This is a genomic window from Streptomyces yamdrokensis, from assembly GCF_053890455.1.
The window spans coordinates 6282071-6298631 of sequence record NZ_CM132679.1 but is presented as its reverse complement, the minus strand read 5'-3'; the positions used below and the strand labels follow the sequence as shown (position 1 = coordinate 6298631).

Genomic DNA, 16561 nt, shown 5'->3' with positions numbered 1-16561 from the left:
GGCGGTTCGGGACCGGGCCCGGCGGTTCAGTGGGGGTTCGGGCCGGACGGTGTGAGGGGCTCCCCCGGCTCCGTCCCCTCGCCGCGTCCCAGGCGGCTGTGGCTGCGGCTGTAGAGGAAGTAGACGACGACGCCGAGCGCCATCCAGACGCCGAACCGCACCCAGGTCTCGGCGGGCAGGTTCAGCATCAGCCACAGCGAGGCGGCGACCGACAGGATCGGCAGGAACGGCACCCACGGGGTGCGGAAGGCGCGCGGCAGGTCGGGGCGGGTCCGGCGCAGGATGATCACGCTGAGCGCGACGATGACGAAGGCGAACAGCGTGCCGATGTTGACGAGTTCGGCGAGTTCCGTCAGCGGGGTGAAGCCCGCGAGGACCGCGATGACGACGCCGAGCAGGATGGTCGGCCGGTGCGGGGTCCTGAACCGGGGGTGGACGCGGGAGAAGAAGCGGGGCAGCAGTCCGTCCCGGCTCATCGCGAAGAACACCCGGGTCTGGCCGAGCAGCAGGATCATGCAGACCGTGGTCAGGCCGACGGCGGCGCCGAAGCTGATGAAGCCCGCGTACCAGGGATGCCCGGTGGCCTTGAACGCGTCCGCGAGCGGGGCGTCCACGGACAGCTCGCTGTAGTGCTGCATGCCGGTGACGACGATCGACACGGCCACGTACAGCACGGTGCAGATGAGCAGCGAGCCGAGGATGCCGCGGGGCATGTCCCGCTGCGGGTTCCTGGTCTCCTCGGCGGCCGTGGCGACGATGTCGAAGCCGATGAAGGCGAAGAAGACCACCGAGGCGGCGGTGAAGATGCCCATCACGCCGAAGTTGGACGGCGCCCATCCGAAGATCAGCTGGATGAGCGGTGAGCTGAGACCGCCACCGGCCTCGACGGGTCGCGCCTCGGGGATGAACGGGTCGTAGTTGTCGGCGGTGACGAAGAACGCACCGGCGACGATGACGACGAGGACGACGATCACCTTGATGGCGACGACGACCGAGGTGACCCGGGCGGACAGCTTCATGCCGAGGACGAGGACGCCGGTGAGGACCAGCACCAGGGCCGCGGCGAGGATGTCGAAACCGAAGCCCTCGGCGCCGTCCCGGACACCGAGCGAGGCGGGCAGCTGCCAGCCCGCGTTGTCCAGCAGCGAGTGGATGTACCCGGACCAGCCGACGGCCACCACCGCCGTGCCGAGCGCGAACTCCAGGACCAGGTCCCAGCCGATGATCCACGCGGGCAGTTCGCCCAGGGACGCGTACGAGAAGGTGTAGGCGGAGCCCGCCACGGGGACGGTGGAGGCGAACTCGGCGTAGCAGAGCGCGGCGAGCGCGCAGACGACTCCGGCCACCGCGAAGGCCAGGGCCACCGACGGCCCGGCGTTGTTCTTGGCGACCGTACCGGTGAGGACGAAGATGCCGGTACCGATGATGACACCGACGCCGAAGACGGTCAGATCCAGCGCGGACAAGGACTTCTTGAGCGCGTGTTCCGGTTCCTCGGTGTCACGGATGGACTGCTCGACCTTCTTCGTCCGGAAGAGGGTGTTGCTCACGGCTGCCTCCCACGCTGCGTCGTCCCCGGCATGATCGGGAGGGGACCTGAAACGTGTGCCCCGGCACAGGCGTGCTCACGCGAACGGGTCGCCCGTACCACTCTTCACAGTGGCACGGGCGACCCGTTCGGGTGTATCGGCGGAAGGAACCGGGTCGGTCGCGCGTCAGTCGCGGGCCGGTTCGACCGAGTCGGTGGTGGAGCGCGCGTATCGGCCGTCCAGCTTCGAGACCAGGCCGGTGACCTGGCGGGCGATGTCCGGGGCGGTCAGGCCGATCTCCGCCATGACCTCGGCGCGCGAGGCGTGGTCGAGGAAGCGCGGCGGGATGCCGAAGTCGCGCAGCGGCACGTCGACGCCGGCGTCGCGCAGGGCCTGCGCGATCGTCGAGCCGACCCCGCCGACGCGGGAGTTGTCCTCGACGGTGACGACGACGCGGTGCTTCTCGGCGAGCGGGGCCATGGCCTCGTCGACGGGCTTGACCCAGCGCGGGTCGACGACGGTGGTGGAGATGCCCTGCCGGTCGAGCAGTCCGGCGATCTCCAGGCACATCGGGGCGAGGGCGCCCACGGAGACCAGCAGCACGTCCGGGGCGTCGGTGCCGGGCTCGCGCAGGACGTCCATGCCGCCGACGCGGCCCACGGCCGGTACGGCGGGTCCGACGGCGCCCTTGGAGAAGCGGACCACGGTCGGCGCGTCGGTGACCCGCACGGCCTCGCGGAGCTGGGCGCGGACCTGGTCGGCGTCGCGCGGGGCGGCCAGCCGCAGCCCGGGGACGACCTGGAGGATCGACATGTCCCACATGCCGTTGTGGGAGGCGCCGTCGGTGCCGGTGATGCCGGCCCGGTCCAGGACGAAGGTGACGCCGCACTTGTGCAGGGCCACGTCCATCAGCACCTGGTCGAAGGCGCGGTTGAGGAAGGTCGCGTACACGGCGAACACGGGGTGGACCCCGCCGTGGGCCAGGCCCGCGGCGGAGACGGCTCCGTGCTGTTCGGCGATGCCGACGTCGTAGACCCGGTCCGGGAACCGTTTGGCGAACCTGTCGAGGCCGACGGGCTGGAGCATGGCCGCGGTGATGGCGACGACGTCCTCGCGCTCCTCGCCGAGTCTGACCATCTCCTCGCCGAAGACGGACGTCCAGTCGGCGCCGGAGGAGGCGATCGGCAGGCCCGTGTCGGGGTGGATCTTGCCGACGGCGTGGAAGCGGTCCGCCTCGTCCGCGAGGGCGGGCTGGTAGCCGCGGCCCTTCTCGGTGAGGCAGTGCACGATCACCGGACCGCCGAAGCCCTTGGCGCGGGTGAGGGCGGACTCCAGCGCCCCGATGTCGTGGCCGTCGATGGGTCCGACGTACTTCAGGCCCAGGTCCTCGAACATGCCCTGCGGGGCGATGAAGTCCTTGAGGCCCTTCTTGGCGCCGTGCAGGGTGTCGTAGAGGGGCCGGCCGACTACCGGGGTGCGCTCCAGGACCTCCTTGGTGCGGGCCAGGAAGCGCTCGTAGCCGTCGGTGGTGCGCAGGGTCGCGAGGTGGCTGGCGAGGCCACCGATGGTGGGCGCGTAGGAGCGCTCGTTGTCGTTGACGACGATGACCAGCGGGCGGTCCCTGGCGTCGGCGATGTTGTTCAGCGCCTCCCAGGCCATGCCGCCGGTGAGCGCGCCGTCGCCGATGACGGCGACGACGTGGTCGCCGGTCTTCCTCAGCTGGTTGGCCTTGGCGAGGCCGTCGGCCCAGCCGAGGACGGTGGAGGCGTGGCTGTTCTCGATGACGTCGTGCTCGGACTCGGCCTGCGAGGGGTAGCCGGAGAGGCCGCCCTTCATCTTCAGCTTGGAGAAGTCCTGCCGGCCGGTCAGCAGTTTGTGCACGTAGGACTGGTGTCCGGTGTCCCAGAGCACTTTGTCCCTGGGGGACTCGAAGACGCGGTGCAGGGCGAGGGTGAGCTCCACCACGCCCAGGTTGGGGCCGAGGTGGCCACCGGTCTTGGAGACCGCGTCGACGAGGAAGGTCCGGATCTCCTCGGCCAGCCGGTCCAGCTCCTCCAGGGTGAGCCGGTCCAGATCGCGCGGTCCCCTGATGCGGGTCAGCAGCGGCACCCGTGCCTCCTTGCAGTAGAGCTGATCGGGCTGTTGCCGGGCTCGTCGAGTCTAATGTTCCGGTCGGGCGCCCTGCGTCCGGGCGGTGCGTCGTACGTCACGCCCTCGGTCCTGCCCGTGACCGGACCGCGCGACGACACGTGCCGCGGCACGTGACCGACATGCCTGTGCCCGGTACCGCGCGGGTACCGGGCACAGGCGTGCTTCGCGGACGGTGCCGCCGCGGGAGCGGCGGGCGAAGGCGGCTAGGCGCGGCCCGCCGTCTTCTGGGTCCTGCGGGTGACGGCGTCGATGACGACGGTCGCCAGCAGCACGCCACCGGTGATCATGTACTGGACCGGCGAGGCGATGCCCTCGAGGGCGAGGCCGTACTGGATCGAGACGATCACCAGGACACCGAGGAGCGCGTTCCAGGTGCGGCCACGGCCACCGAAGAGGGACGTACCGCCGATCACGGCCGCGGCGATGACGTTCATCAGGAACTCACCGGTGCCCGCGCCCTGGTTGGCGGAGGCGATCTTCGAGGCGACGAAGAGGCCGCCGATCGCGGCGAAGGTGCCGGCGATCGCGAAGACCGAGATCCGGACCATCTCCACGTTGATGCCGGCACGGCGGGACGCCTCGACGCTGCCGCCGAGCGCGAAGACCTTGCGGCCGTAGGCGGTGCGGCGCAGCAGGAAGTCGGTGAGCACCAGCACCGCAAGGAAAATCACCACGGCGAGCGGGAGGCCCTTGTGCTGGTTGTAGACGATCGCCACGGCGAAGGCGACGACGGCCAGCAGCACGGTGCGCACGATGATGTCGTTCAGCGGGCGCGAGGGGATCCCGGCGGCCTCGCGGCGGCGGTTGCCCAGGAACGCGGCGAGGAAGTAAGCGACGACGGCCACGACGGCGAGGCCGTAGGCGGCCGCGACATCGGTGAAGTAGTAGCTGGTGAACTTCCCGACGATGCCGTCGCTGTCCAGGTTGATCGTGCCGTTGCTGCCCAGTATCTGCAGCATGAAGCCCTGCCAGAACAGCAGGCCGGCCAGGGTCACGGCGAAGGCGGGGACGCCGATGCGGGCGAAGAAGAAGCCGTGGATGATGCCGGCCACCGTGCCGGTGAGGATGGCCAGCACCAGGGCCAGCACCTCGTTCATCCCGTGCGAGACGTTCAGCACCGCGAAGGCCGCGCCCGCGACACCGCTGACCGAGCCGACCGACAGGTCGATCTCGCCGAGCAGCAGCACGAAGACGACGCCGACGGCGATCATGCCGGTGCCGACCATGGCGACGGACATGTCGGAGAAGTTGCCGGCGGTGAGGAAGTTGGAGTTCAGGCCGGTGAAGATGGCCCAGATGACCACCAGTCCGATGACGACGGGAACGGACCCGAGGTCGCCGGCCTTCATCTTGCGCTTGAAGTCGCCCAGGTAGCCGGCGAAGCCCTGCTCGCGGACCAGCAGCCGGGGGTCGACGGCGGTGACCGCCGCGGGGGCCGCCCCGGTGTTCTCGACCGTGTGGTCCGCGGGCGTCGAGGTCTTTTCGGTGCTCACTTGCTGACCTCCCCATTGGTACGCGCCGCACGACGGGTCACGGCGTTCTCCGTGGCGCCGGTGATGGCGGAGATGATCTCTTCCTGCGAGGTCGACTTGACCTCGAAGATGCCGTTGTTGCGCCCGAGGCGCAGGACGGCGACCTTGTCCGCCACGGCCTTGACGTCGGCCATGTTGTGGCTGATGAGGATGACCGCGTGGCCGCGCTCGCGCAGCCGCTCGACCAGGTCGAGGACCTGCGCGGTCTGCTCGACGCCGAGGGCGGCGGTGGGCTCGTCGAGGATCACCAGCTTGGGCTCGCCGAGCATGGACCGGGCGATCGCCACGACCTGGCGCTGGCCGCCGGAGAGCGAGGCGATCGGGATGCGGACGCTGGGGATGCGGATCGACAGCGTGTCGAGCAGCTCCCGGGAGCGGCGCTCCATCTCCACCTCGTCCAGGACACCGCGCTTGCGGATCTCCCGGCCCAGGTAGAGGTTGCCGACGACGTCGATGTTGTCGCACAGCGCGAGGTCCTGGTAGACCGTCGCGATGCCCAGGTTCTGGGCGTCGTGCGGCCTGTTGATCTGGACGGCCTTGCCGTCCCACTCGATGACGCCCTCATCGATGGGGTGCACGCCGGCAATCGTCTTGACCAGCGTGGACTTTCCGGCTCCGTTGTCGCCCACCAGGGCGACCACCTCACCGGCACGGACCTCAAGCTCTACGTCGGTGAGCGCCTGGACGGCACCGAAACGCTTGGAGACCCCGCGCAACGCCAGCACGGGCGTAGCGGACACGTGAACCATCTCCTTCGCCGCCTGACCCGGCGGGAGGTTGTGCAGAAGTTTGGGGGGTGTTCCGACCGGCGCCCCGCGTAGCTTGCGGGGCTGGTGTGTGCGGGGCGCCGGCGGAGCTCATGGCAGTCGGTCCCTCACGGGAGTCCGGTGTGGACTCCCGTACGACTCGGGGGACTTGAGGACTGCTGGGATCAACCGGTCTACTTGAGACCGATCTTGTCACAGGCGGCCTTGTACTTGGCCGTGCAGATCTCCTTGACGGTGTAGACACCGTCCTTGATCACGGTGTCGTTGATGTTCTCCTGGGTCAGCGACACGACCGGGACGAGCACCGAGGGCACACCCTTGGTGGTGGGGCTGTCGACCGAGTCCTTGGCGACGGAGTCCAGCGACTTGCCCTGGGCCAGCGCGACGGCCATCTCGGCGGCGGCCTCGGCCTCCGGGGCGTACGGCTTGTAGACGCTCATGTACTGCTCACCGGTGACGATGCGCTGCACACCCGCGAGTTCGGCGTCCTGGCCGGTGACCGGGACGTCGATGCCGGCGGCCTTCAGAGCGGTGATGATGCCGCCCGCCATGCCGTCGTTGGCGGAGTAGACGCCGACGATCTTGTCCTTGCCGATGGCGGAGATGGCGCCTTCCATGTTGGCGTTGGCGTTCTCCGGCTTCCACTCCTTGGTGTCGTACTCGCGGCCGACCTTGACCTTGCCGTCGAGGACGGAGTGCGCGCCCTCCTTGAACAGGGCGGCGTTCGGGTCGGTGGAGGAGCCGTTCATCATGACGATCTGGCCGTCCTCGGCCTTGTCGCCCAGCGCCTCGAGCAGGGCCTCGCCCTGCGTCTTGCCGACCGTCACGTTGTCGAACGAGGTGTAGGCGTCGATCGGGCCCTCGGCCAGGCGGTCGTAGGCCACGACCGGGATGCCGGCGTCCTTGGCCTTCTTGACCGAGCCGGCGATGGCCTTGGCGTCCACCGCGTCCAGGATCAGCACGTCGACCTTGTTGGTCACCATCGTGTCGACCTGCTGGTTCTGCTGGCTGGCGTCCTGCTTGGCGTTGGCGTAGATGACCTCGGCCTTGTTGTTCGTGAGCTCCTTGATCTTCTTCTCGATCAGGGGCTTGTCGAACTTCTCGTACCGCGCGGTCTGGTTCTCCGGCAGGAGCAGACCGACCTTGATGTCGTCGCCCTTGGCGGCGGAGTCGCCCGAGTCGCTGTTGTCGTCACCGGACTCGGCGGCACTGCCGCAGGCGGCGAGAGAGACGGCCAGTGCTCCGGCGGCTACGGCAATGGCGGTACGACGCATACGCGTGTTCACTTCAGAAACCTCCCTGACGAGGCCGCGACGTTGCGGCCGAGGTGGCTGGAAGTCAACTCGGCCACACGTGCGACGTCAAGAAGTAAATCCTTAACGAGATGGCAACGGTGCCAATCGTTCTCTAAGTGAAGGCGGGGGAGGCCGCGGCGAGGGTGCCGTTCGCCGTACCGTCCAACAGGGTCGAATCGCCCATTTCGCTCAGGGCGAGGGCGAGGGCTCCGAGCACCTCCGCACGTCCCCCAAGTGCCCCGGGGAGTACGGACAGTTGGCGTGCGGCGCTGGGGATCGCGTAGCGGCCCACGGACTCCCTTATGGGCCCGAGGACCAGCTCACCGGCCTCGGCGAGGTCACCGCCGAGGACCACTCTGCTCGGGTTCAGCAGATTGCAGAGATTGGCGACTCCGCTGCCGATGTGACGGCCCACGTCGGCGATCACCCTGCGGCAGCCCGGATCGCCGTCCCGCGCCAGCCGTACGACACCTTCCATGGTCAGGTCCGTGCCGTGACTGGACTGGAGCAGGGGCAGCACGTAACGGGCCGCCGTGAAGGTCTCCAGGCAGCCGCGGTTGCCGCAGCGGCAGACGGGGCCGGACTCGTCGAGCGTGATGTGCCCGATCTCACCCGCGGTGCCGCCCGGCCCCCGGTAGATCTTCCCGTTGATCACCAGACCGGCGCCGACCCCGCTGGCCACCTTGATGTACGCCAGGTCGCGCACGCCCCGGCCGCTGCCCCAGACCATCTCGCCGAGGGCACCCAGGTTCGCGTCGTTGTCCACGTGCACGGGCACGCCGAGCCGCCCCCGCAGCTCCTCGGCGGGCCTGGTGCCGGTCCAGCCGGGCAGGATCGCGGTCGAGCCCAGGGTGCCGGACTCCACGTCGATCGGTCCGGGCACGCCGAGGCCGACCCCGGCGATCTTGGCGCGGTCCACGCCGGTCGCCCCGATCAGCCGGTTGACCAGTTGTTCCGCCCGGTCGAACCCCTGGGCCGCGGAGGCGTCCACGTCCAGCGGCTCGGACTCCTCGGCGAGCACCTGGTGGGCCAGGTTCCCGACCGCGACCCGCAGGTGGGTGTGCCCGAAGTCCACGCCCACGACGATCCCGGCGTCCCCGCTCAGCGAGACGCTGCGGGCCCGGCGGCCGCCCGAGGAGGTGGGCGTGACCTCGACGGTCCCGCTCTCCTTCAGTTCCCGGACGATGTTGGACACCGTCGCCGCCGAAAGGCCCGTGGTCCTCGCGATCTCGGCCTGGGTGAGCGAGCCGGCCAGACGTACTGCCCGGACGACCCGCTCGAGATTGGCTCGGTGCAGCGACGACTGCGACCCCGGAGTCTCCACGACGACCTCCTGCGCGCGGGGCCGCTTCGGTGAGGCCCCGTTCCGTGTCCAACTAGTGAACTCTAAGATGAGCTGTTCGGGTCGCCTCCCGTCAAGAGGTTGAACCGTTTCCGGGTCCTTGGACACACGTGCGCCCGCCGCTGTCCGGGTGAAAGCGGCGGGTGCGCGAGGCGATCCGGAGGGTGACGTCGGATCCGGCGCGGTCCGGGCGGCGGACCCTACTTCAGGGCGCCCGCGGTGAGGCCCTGCACGACCTGGCGCTGGAAGACGACGTACGCGGCGAGCACCGGGAGCATCGCCATCACGAGGCCGGCGAAGAGGCCGGACCAGTCCCCCTTGTAGCCCTGGCTGACGGCCAGCTGCACCAGGCCCTGGGTGAGCACGTGCTTGTCCTCGTCGGTGTTGAGCACGGTGGGCAGCATGTACTGGTTCCACTGGCCCAGGAAGTTGAAGATCCCCACGCTGATCAGGCCCGGCCGGGCCATCGGGAGCATGATCTGGAAGAACGTCCTGCTGTGCGAGGCGCCGTCCACGAACGCGGCCTCCGCCACACTGCTGGGCAGCGTCCGGAAGAACGCGGTCAGGAAGAACACCGTGAACGGCAGCGAGTACGCGATGTAGACCAGGATCAGCCCGTGGATCGTGTTCAGCAGGCCCATGTTGTTGACGACGTAGAACAGCGGGACCAGGGCGAGCATGATCGGGAAGCTCATGCCGCCGATGAACAGGTAGTAGATGAAGCGGTTGCCCGGGAACTCGAAGCGGGCCAGCACGTAGGCGGCCATCGAGCCCAGCACCAGGGTGCCGGTCAGGGAGCCGCCGACCACGAGGACGGTGTTGAGGAAGTAGTCGCTCATGTCGGCCTGGATCCAGGCCCGCGACCAGTTGTCGAAGTGCAGCGACTCTGGCAGCGACCAGGGTGAGCGGAAGATGGAGGCGTCGTCCTTGAAGGACGTCATCACGGCCCACACCAGGGGCAGCACCACCATGATCGCCCAGATCACCAGGACGCCGTGCGAGAAGACGTTGAGGACGCCGCCCTCCCGCCCCTCCTTCGGCTCCTTCGCGGGCGTGCCGGGCGGCGGGCCGGTCCTGGCGGGGGTGACACCGGACCCGGCGGGTACGGGTGCAAAGGGCTCGGTCGTCTTCATCGGATCAGTACTCCAGCCGCTCGCGCCGCCCCAGCTTCATCACGAGGGCGGCGAACGCCAGCGTGACGAGGAGGAGGGCGACACCGATGGTGGTGGCGTAGGCGGCCTGGCCGTCGCGGAACGCCTTCTGGTACACGTACAGGACCATGACGGTGGTCGAGTAGTCGGGGCCGCCGGGACCGGTCGTCATGATCTGTACGACCGCGAACGACTCGGCGCCCAGTGCGAGGATGCCCATGTAGACCCAGCCGGACTGCACGGTGTCCCACAGCAGCGGCAGGGTGATGCGGAAGAAGGTCGTGAAGCGGCCGGCGCCGTCCAGCAGCGCCGCCTCGTAGAGGTCCAGCGGGATGGAGGCCATCCCGGCGGAGAAGAGGACCACGAAGAAGCCGACCGTGGACCAGACGAGGACCGCCATCACGCACCACAGGGCGAGGTTCGGGTCGCCCAGCCAGATCGGCTGGATGCCGTCGAGCCCGACGCCGCGCAGGAGCGAGTTGATCGCGCCGCTGTCCGGGTTGTACGCGAACGCGAACAGCAGGGCGACGATCGCGATGGAGAGCACCTGCGGGAAGAAGTAGACGATCTTGTAGAAGGCGGAGCCCCGGACCCCCGAGATCACCGGCCCGCCGCGGCGCCGCCGGCCGCCCACGTTGATCATGAAGGAGAGGAACAGCGCCAGACCGATCGTCACCACCGGTACCAGCAGGGCGAACAGCAGGCTGTGCTGCAACGACTTCCAGAAGATGTCGTCGTCCAGCATGCGTGCGTAGTTGGCGAACCCGACCATCTCGAAGTCGGGGCTCAGACCGGTCCAGTCCGTGAACGAGTAGTAGATCGACTGGACGAACGGCCAGACGACGAAGAGCGCGTACAACCCCAGGGGAACCGCCAGGAACCCCACGATGAACCGGTACTTGCCGTGCTGCATGTGCTACGACCCCGATCTGCGCGCGGGCTGCCACCGGGGCCCGCCCGGCAACGGCGTACCGGACGGGCCCCGGTGACGGGTGCTCACTGCTTTCTCCGGTTGCTCCGGTCGTTCACCGGTGCTTGTAGTGCTTGATCGACGAGTCCTTGGCGGTCTCGTCGGCGAAGGCCTGGATCTTCTTGATGGTCTCGGCCGGGGTCGCGCGGCCGGCCATCATCTCGCCGAGCCCGGAGACGCCGATCTTCTCCTTCTGGAGCTGCACGTACCAGTCCTGCAGGCGCGGGTTCACCACGTTCTCCCCGGCCACGTCCAGCGCGGCGACACCGGACCTGAGGCCCGGGGTCAGCTCGATGCCGTCGGTGCCGCCGTTGTACGCGGTCAGTGACTTCACCTTGCCCGTGAAGTTCTTCGAGGACGCCTCGCCCAGCATGATGCGCAGCTGTTCCATGCCGCCGGCCGCGTTCGCCGCCTTGGCGGGGACGACGAAGGGCTCGCCGCCGGAGGCCCAGATGGTGCCGAAGGGCAGCTTGTCCGAGGAGTCCAGGCCGGTGGGTGCGGAGACGGCGAGGTCGAAGTCGTCGGGCATGACGTTGGCCGCCTCGTTCTCCACCCAGGAGCCGTTCGGGATGAACAGCGCGTCGCCCTTGGCCCAGGCGGTCTGGGACTGGATGTGGTCCAGGCCCGGAGTGCCCTTGAGGACGTACCCCTTCTGCTGGAGTTCGTAGTAGGCCTCGAAGCACGCCTTGACGGCGGGGTGCTTCCAGGCGTTCGGCTCCAGGTTGTCGATGGCGTCGAGCACCTCGCGCCCGCCGACCTTGCCGATCATCGGGTACAGCGAGAAGGGGATGTAGTACGGGTACTTGCCGGCGTAGGTCCAGCCGGCCATGCCCTTCCTCTTGGCCTTCGCGCAGACCGCGAGCATCTGGTCCCAGGTCTCGGGGTACTGCTCGTCGAGCGAGTCCAGCGCCTTCTGCGAGTACCAGACGCCGTAGACCGTGTAGGCGTAGTAGAGGATCCAGACCTGCTCGCCGTCGAACTGGCCCATCTCGACGATGCCGGGGCGCAGCGTGTCGCGGACCTTGGTGCCCGGGTCGTCGTAGGAGGGGGCGTCCAGCAGCGGGGTGAGGTCGGTGAGCTGCTTCTTGCCGACCAGGGTGCCCATGTCCATCTGCTCGGCGCCCGAGTTGTCGATGAGGTCGGGCGGGGTGCCCTGGTTGAAACGCGGCTGCAGGGTGGACTGGATCTTCTGGGTGGCGGAGAATTTCACCGTCGCGCCGGGAAACGCCTTCTCGTACACCTTCACGGCGTCCTCGGCGTACTCCTTGCCGAAGCCGCCGTCGAACAGGACGAATTCCATCCGCGCGGTGTCATTGACGCCGAGCGGGTTCTTCGCGGTCTTCTTGCCCGCCTCGGCCTTCTCCTGGTCGTCCCCGCCGCCGCTGGCGCACGCGGACAGGAAGCTCATCGTGGGGACGGAGATCAGGCCGAGCGCCGCGGACCGCTTGATCAGGTCGCGGCGGCCCACCCTCGCGGCCGGGCGGACGGGGGTGCGGCGGCCGAGAACGCCTCGCTCGCGGGTGCCGTCGTACTCGGCGGAGTTGGATCCCATGCTCAAGTCCTCGCCTTCTCCAGGACTCAGGCGGTGAACCGGATCCTCCCCGGCACCGCGTTCGGGTCGTGCTGGGTCGTGCAGGAAGTGCGGGCAGTGCAGGACGGGGTGGCGCGTGCTGTTCGGGAGCTGTGAAGAAGCCCGGAGTGCCGACAGGTATAGTCCACTTTCCGCCGACGGAGCAAGATCGGACACAAGGTTCGCCGGTGGTCTTTTCCGAGTTGAGACCTGGCGGAAATATGAGTGGCCCTCGTGTTCCGAACCGGAAGAATCCCTGCCTCCAAGTCCGAAGGCCGCATTCAACACCCTTGACACCACGCGCCCCTTGACCCACTACTGGTGCTTGCGCAGCGATTCTGACAACGTTGTCCAGCCCAGGGAGGGTGCTCGCGCATGCAGCACGGAGTTCGGCACAGAATGCGGCACAGATGGGGCCCGGCGGTCGTCGCGACGACCGCCTTCGCCGTGGCGGGGGCCTCCCCGGGCGTCGCGGTGGCACTGCCCGGAGCGCCCGCGAAGGCGGACCGGGAGTTCACTTCGTCGTTCGAGGCCGGTGAACCCGCCCCCGACTGGCTGAACACCGTCGACACCACACCGGGCGGCAAGAAGCGCGCCTCGGGTGTCGACGGCGGTTACAGCAGCGGCATACCGGGCAACGTCACCGACCACGTCACGGACGTGCGCGCCAGCTCGGAGAACGCGGGCGGCGGGGAGGTGAAGGAGAACCTCGTCGACGGGGAGCCCGGCAGCAAGTGGCTGGCCTTCACCTCCACCGGCTGGGCCGAGTTCGACCTGGACGCACCGGTCGAGGTGGTCCGGTACGCGCTCACCTCGGCCAACGACTTCGCCCCGCGCGACCCGCGGGACTGGACCCTGAAGGGTTCGGCCGACGGCGAGAACTGGACGACCCTCGACACCCGTTCGGGCGAGACCTTCGCCGAGCGCTTCCAGACGAAGACCTACGACCTGGACGCGTCGGCCGTCGCCGGGTACCGGCACTTCCGGCTGGAGATCACCAGGAACGGCGGGGCGACCGCTCTCCAGCTCGCCGACGTCCAGTTCTCCACCGGCGACACCGAGGAGCCGGTCCCGCAGGACATGCTCTCGCTGGTCGACCGCGGCCCGAGCGGCTCCCCGACGGCGAAGTCGGGCGCCGGATTCACCGGAAAGCGTGCCCTGCGTTACGCCGGCCGGCACACGGCCGAGGGGCGCGCCCATTCGTACAACAAGGTCTTCGACGTCAACGTGAGGGTCGACCGCCGTACGGAGCTGTCGTACAAGATCTTCCCGTCGATGGCGGACGGCGACCTCGACTACGACGCCACGAACGTCTCCGTCGACCTGGCCTTCACCGACGGCACCTACCTGAGCGACCTGCGCGCCACCGACCAGCACGGCTTCCCTCTGACGCCGCGGGGCCAGGGCGACGCCAAGGTGCTGTACGTCAACCAGTGGAACAGCGTCGAGTCGGGGATCGGCTCGGTCGCGGCCGGCAGGACCGTCGACCGGATCCTGGTCGCCTACGACTCCGCCAAGGGCCCGGCGAAGTTCCGGGGCTGGCTGGACGACGTGTCCCTGAAGCCGGTGAAACCCGAGCGGCCGAAGGCCCACCTGTCCGACTACGCGGTGACGACCCGGGGCACCAACTCCAGCGGCGGCTTCTCACGCGGCAACAACTTCCCGGCGACCGCCGTACCGCACGGCTTCAACTTCTGGACGCCGGTGACCAACGCCGGTTCCCTGAGCTGGCTGTACGACTACGCGCGCGGCAACAACGCGGACAACCTGCCGACGATCCAGGCGTTCAGCGCGAGCCATGAGCCGAGCCCCTGGATGGGCGACCGGCAGACCTTCCAGGTGCTGCCGTCCGCCGCCTCCGGCACCCCGGACCTGGGCCGTGAGGAACGGGAGCTGGCCTTCCGGCACGAGAACGAGACCGCGCGGCCGTACTACTACGGGGTGCGGTTCGAGAACGGCCAGAAGGCGGAGATCGCGCCGACGGACCACGCGGCGGTCATGCGCTTCACCTATCCCGGCGACGACGCGAGCGTCCTGTTCGACAACGTCACCGACCAGGCCGGCCTGACCCTCGACGAGGAGAACGGCACCTTCAGCGGCTACTCGGACGTGAAGTCCGGGCTGTCCACGGGCGCCACCCGGCTGTTCGTGCACGGCGAGTTCGACAAGCCGGTGACGGAGGGCTCCGCCGAGGGCGTCAAGGGCCATCTGCGGTTCGACGCGGGCAAGGACCGGACGGTCACCCTGCGCCTGGCCACCTCGCTCATCGGCGTCGACCAGGCGAAGGACAACCTGCGCCAGGAGATCCCCGAGGGCCGGTCCTTCGACTCGGTCAAGCGCGACGCCCAGCGGCAGTGGGACGAGCTGCTCGGCAAGGTCGAGGTCGAGGGTGCCACCCCGGACCAGCTGACCACGCTCTACTCGAGCCTCTACCGGCTGTACCTGTACCCGAACTCGGGCTTCGAGAAGGTCGACGGCACGTACAAGTACGCCTCTCCCTTCTCGAAGATGACCCGGCCGGACACCCCGACGCACACCGGCGCGAAGATCGTGGACGGGAAGGTGTACGTCAACAACGGCTTCTGGGACACCTACCGGACCACCTGGCCGGCGTACTCCTTCCTGACCCCCTCCAAGGCGGGTGAGCTGGTCGACGGGTTCGTGCAGCACTACAAGGACGGCGGCTGGACCTCCCGCTGGTCCTCCCCCGGCTACGCCGACCTGATGACCGGCACCTCCTCGGACGTCGCGTTCGCCGACGCGTACGTCAAGGGCGTGGACTTCGACGCGGAGGCGGCGTACGACGCGGCCGTGAAGAACGCCACCGTCGTGCCCCCGTCGTCGGGCGTCGGCCGCAAGGGCATGGAGACCTCGCCCTTCCTCGGCTACACCGGCACCGAGACGCACGAGGGCCTGTCGTGGGCCCTGGAGGGATACCTCAACGACTACGGCATCGCCCGGATGGGCGAGGCCCTGTACGAGAAGACCGGCGACAAGCGCTACGAGGAGGAGTCCGCCTACTTCCTCGACCGGGCCCAGGAGTACGTCAACCTGTTCGACTCCGAGGCCGGGTTCTTCCAGGGGAAGAACACGAAGGGCGACTGGCGCGTCGAGTCCTCGAAGTACGACCCGCGGGTGTGGGGCCACGACTACACCGAGACGAACGGCTGGGGCTACGCCTTCACCGCCCCGCAGGACAGCCGGGGCCTGGCCAACCTGTACGGCGGGCGCGACGGCCTCGCGGACAAGCTCGACGAGTACCTCGCCACCCCGGAGACGGCCTCCGCCGAGTTCGTCGGCTCCTACGGCGGTGTCATCCACGAGATGACCGAGGCGCGGGACGTCCGGATGGGCATGTACGGGCACTCCAACCAGGTGGCCCACCACGCCCTGTACATGTACGACGCGGCCGGGCAGCCCTGGAAGACGCAGGAGAACGTCCGTGAGGTGCTGTCGCGGCTCTACACCGGCAGCGAGATCGGGCAGGGCTACCACGGGGACGAGGACAACGGCGAGCAGTCGGCCTGGTTCCTGTTCTCCTCCCTCGGCTTCTACCCGCTGGTGATGGGCAGCGGCGAGTACGCCGTCGGCTCCCCGCTGTTCAAGAAGACGACCGTGCACCTGGAGAACGGCCGCAAGCTGGTCGTCAAGGCGCCGAAGAACAGTGCGAAGAACGTGTACGTCCAGGGTCTGAAGGTCAACGGCAAGAGGTGGGACAAGACCTCACTGCCGCACTCGGTGCTCGCGAAGGGCGGGGTCCTGGAGTTCGACATGGGCCCGCGGCCCTCGTCATGGGGCACCGGCAAGAAGGCGGCGCCCGTGTCGATCACCCGGGACGACGAGGTGCCCACGCCCCGCGAGGACGTGCTGAAGGGCGGGGGCGACCTGTTCGACGACTCCTCGGCGACCGGCGCCACGGTGTCCACGGTCGACCTGCCCGTGAGCGGGAGGACGAAGGCGGTCCAGTACACGCTGACGTCCTCGGAGCAGGCCGAGGCGCCCACGGGCTGGGTCCTGCAGGGGTCGTCGGACGGCACGACGTGGAAGACCCTCGACAAGCGCGACAGGCGGGAGGACGACACGGACGTCTTCCGCTGGGACCGGCAGACACGGGCCTTCTCGGTGGACAGGCCGGGGGCGTACGGCCACTACCGGCTGGTCCTCGACGGTGAGGCGGCGCTGACGGAGGTGGAGCTGCTGAGCTGAGCCGGTCGTGCGTCGCGGGCGGGTCCGGGCCGTGGTGGCCCGGACCCG

The 16561-nt window shown here is 68.9% G+C and carries 10 protein-coding genes; 1 reads left to right on the top strand and 9 read right to left on the bottom strand.

Translation table 11 applies throughout. From position 1 onward, the window contains the following. Window positions 1–26: 26 nt before the first annotated feature. The 9 genes from ACWZEH_RS27985 to ngcE form a co-directional block, all read right to left on the bottom strand. Entirely contained in the window at window positions 27–1550 is a 1524-nt protein-coding gene (locus ACWZEH_RS27985) for an amino acid permease (RefSeq protein ID WP_456193845.1), read from the bottom strand. A 165-nt stretch (window positions 1551–1715) separates the two neighbouring features. After that, entirely contained in the window at window positions 1716–3638 is a 1923-nt protein-coding gene (gene dxs / locus ACWZEH_RS27980) for a 1-deoxy-D-xylulose-5-phosphate synthase (protein ID WP_456193844.1), read from the bottom strand. Window positions 3639–3883: 245 nt separating this feature from the next. Next, window positions 3884–5173 (bottom strand): sugar ABC transporter permease, encoded by a 1290-nt coding sequence (locus tag ACWZEH_RS27975; protein WP_456193843.1) that lies wholly within the window; start codon window positions 5171–5173, stop codon window positions 3884–3886. Beyond that, window positions 5170–5961 carry an ATP-binding cassette domain-containing protein gene (locus ACWZEH_RS27970; RefSeq protein ID WP_266075023.1) on the bottom strand — a complete coding sequence of 264 codons (792 nt, stop codon included), beginning with the start codon at window positions 5959–5961 and terminating at the stop codon, window positions 5170–5172. Before ACWZEH_RS27970 ends, ACWZEH_RS27975 begins: the two co-directional genes overlap by 4 nt. A 191-nt stretch (window positions 5962–6152) precedes the next feature. Then, entirely contained in the window at window positions 6153–7253 is a 1101-nt protein-coding gene (locus ACWZEH_RS27965) for a substrate-binding domain-containing protein (protein ID WP_456199872.1), read from the bottom strand. A gap of 133 nt (window positions 7254–7386) precedes the next feature. Beyond that, complete coding sequence (locus ACWZEH_RS27960) at window positions 7387–8598, bottom strand: ROK family transcriptional regulator (protein WP_456193842.1); 1212 nt, start codon at window positions 8596–8598, stop codon at window positions 7387–7389. Between the two features lie 218 nt (window positions 8599–8816). Continuing rightward, window positions 8817–9749 carry a carbohydrate ABC transporter permease gene (locus ACWZEH_RS27955; RefSeq protein ID WP_456193841.1) on the bottom strand — a complete coding sequence of 311 codons (933 nt, stop codon included), beginning with the start codon at window positions 9747–9749 and terminating at the stop codon, window positions 8817–8819. 4 nt (window positions 9750–9753) lie between these two features. Then, window positions 9754–10680, bottom strand: coding sequence for a carbohydrate ABC transporter permease (locus ACWZEH_RS27950; protein WP_456193840.1), 927 nt, complete (start codon window positions 10678–10680; stop codon window positions 9754–9756). 112 nt (window positions 10681–10792) lie between these two features. Beyond that, complete coding sequence (gene ngcE, locus ACWZEH_RS27945) at window positions 10793–12289, bottom strand: N-acetylglucosamine/diacetylchitobiose ABC transporter substrate-binding protein (RefSeq protein WP_456193839.1); 1497 nt, start codon at window positions 12287–12289, stop codon at window positions 10793–10795. A 417-nt stretch (window positions 12290–12706) separates the two neighbouring features. Here ngcE and ACWZEH_RS27940 point away from each other — a divergent pair, with 417 nt between their 5' ends. Then, on the top strand, window positions 12707–16513 hold the full coding sequence (locus ACWZEH_RS27940) for a GH92 family glycosyl hydrolase (protein WP_456193838.1): 3807 nt from the start codon (window positions 12707–12709) through the stop codon (window positions 16511–16513). The last annotated feature ends 48 nt before the right edge of the window (window positions 16514–16561 follow it).